General features: G+C 57.2%; 1 rRNA gene. It reads left to right on the plus strand.

The window, feature by feature from the left end:
• Positions 1–2,457 (plus strand): 23S ribosomal RNA (locus tag ACGFIB_RS36685); the annotation flags it as partial.
• Positions 2,458–2,526: the final 69 nt, after the last annotated feature.

The following is a 2,526-nucleotide window of genomic DNA, read 5'->3' on the forward strand; positions in this document are numbered from 1 at the left end:
TGTGATGTGACTGCGTGCCTTTTGAAGAATGAGCCTGCGAGTTATGGTGTGTGGCGAGGTTAACCCGTGTGGGGGAGCCGTAGCGAAAGCGAGTCTGAATAGGGCGTTTGAGTCGCATGCTGTAGACCCGAAGCGGAGTGATCTACGCATGGGCAGGTTGAAGCGTGGGTAAGACTGCGTGGAGGACCGAACCCACCAGGGTTGAAAACCTGGGGGATGACCTGTGTGTAGGGGTGAAAGGCCAATCAAACTCCGTGATAGCTGGTTCTCCCCGAAATGCATTTAGGTGCAGCGTTGCGTGTTGCTTGCCGGAGGTAGGGCTCTGGATGGCTGATGGGCCCGACAAGGTTACTGACGTCAGCCAAACTTCGAATGCCGGTAAGTTGAGCGTGGCAGTGAGACTGCGGGGGATAAGCTCCGTGGTCGAGAGGGAAACAGCCCAGATCACCGACTAAGGCCCCTAAGCGTGTGCTAAGTGGGAAAGGATGTGGAGTCGCAGTGACAACCAGGAGGTTGGCTTAGAAGCAGCCACCCTTGAAAGAGTGCGTAATAGCTCACTGGTCAAGTGATTCTGCGCCGACAATGTAGCGGGGCTCAAGTACACCGCCGAAGTCGTGGCACTGCCGGTTTTCCGGTGGTGGGTAGGGGAGCGTCGTGCGAACCGGTGAAGCTGCCGAGTGATCGTGTGGTGGAGGTCGTGCGAGTGAGAATGCAGGCATGAGTAGCGAGTCAGAAGTGAGAATCTTCTGCGCCGAATGACCAAGGGTTCCTGGGGCAGGTTCGTCCGCCCAGGGTAAGTCGGGACCTAAGGCGAGGCCGACAGGCGTAGTCGATGGACAACGGGTTGATATTCCCGTACCCGCTGTGATGCGCCCATATCGAATCCAGTGATACTAAGGGTCCTTAGTCCGGTTGGCTCTTCGGAGCCGGCGTCAGGGTGAACGCCTGGCCTGATCTGGTAGTAGGTAAGCGATGGGGTGACGCAGGAAGGTAGCCCAGCCCGGGCGGTGGTTGTCCCGGGGTAAGCATGTAGGGCGAGAGATAGGCAAATCCGTCTCTCATTTGCCTGAGGTGTGATGCCGAGCCGATTGTGGCGAAGTGGGTGATCCTATGCTGCCGAGAAAAGCCTCTAGTGAGTGTCGCGGCGGCCCGTACCCTAAACCGACTCAGGTGGTCAGGTAGAGAATACCAAGGCGGTCGGGTGAACTGTGGTTAAGGAACTCGGCAAATTGCCCCCGTAACTTCGGGAGAAGGGGGACCTTTACTGGTGATCGGACTTGCTTCGTGAGCTGGTGGGGGTCGCAGTGGCCAGGGGGAAGCGACTGTTTACTAAAAACACAGGTCCGTGCGAAGTCGTAAGACGATGTATACGGACTGACGCCTGCCCGGTGCCGGAACGTTAAGGGGACTGCTTAGTGCCTTTCGGGGTGCGAAGGTGAGAACTTAAGCGCCGGTAAACGGCGGTGGTAACTATAACCATCCTAAGGTAGCGAAATTCCTTGTCGGGTAAGTTCCGACCTGCACGAATGGCGTAACGACTTCCCCGCTGTCTCAACCACAGGCCCGGTGAAATTGCAGTACGAGTAAAGATGCTCGTTTCGCGCAGCAGGACGGAAAGACCCCGGGACCTTCACTACAGCTTGACATTGGCGTTTGGAACGTCTTGTGTAGGATAGGTGGGAGACTGTGAAGCGGTAACGCTAGTTATCGTGGAGTCATTGGTGAAATACCACTCTGGTCGTTTTGGACGTCTAACCCGCGCCCGTGAATCCGGGTGGGGGACAGTGTCTGGTGGGTAGTTTAACTGGGGCGGTTGCCTCCTAAAGGGTAACGGAGGCGCCCAAAGGTTCCCTCAGCCTGGTTGGCAATCAGGTGTCGAGTGTAAGTGCACAAGGGAGCTTGACTGTGAGACTGACGGGTCGAGCAGGAGCGAAAGCTGGGACTAGTGATCCGGCATCGGCGTGTGGAAGCGGTGTCGCTCAACGGCTAAAAGGTACCCCGGGGATAACAGGCTGATCTTCCCCAAGAGTCCATATCGACGGGATGGTTTGGCACCTCGATGTCGGCTCGTCGCATCCTGGGGCTGGAGTAGGTCCCAAGGGTTGGGCTGTTCGCCCATTAAAGCGGTACGCGAGCTGGGTTTAGAACGTCGCGAGACAGTTCGGTCCCTATCCGCTGCGCGCGCAGGAGACTTGCGAGGGGCTGTCCCTAGTACGAGAGGACCGGGACGGACGAACCTCTGGTGTGCCAGTTGTTCCGCCAGGAGCACGGCTGGTTGGCTACGTTCGGTAGGGATAACCGCTGAAAGCATCTAAGCGGGAAGCTCGCCTCAAGATGAGGTCTCCCACCACCTTGTGTGGGTAAGGCCCCCTAGAGATGATGGGGTTGATAGGCCGGAAGTGGAAGCGCAGTAATGTGTGGAGCTGACCGGTACTAATAGGCCGAGGACTTGACCATGATGTGCTCGCGTTCACTATGTGATCTCAGAGACAGCAACCGCTTGTAGTTGAGTTGGTTGTGTGTTTC

Origin of the sequence: Microbispora bryophytorum, from assembly GCF_043197435.1 — a bacterium.
Taxonomy (GTDB): Bacteria; Actinomycetota; Actinomycetes; order Streptosporangiales; family Streptosporangiaceae; genus Microbispora; species Microbispora bryophytorum.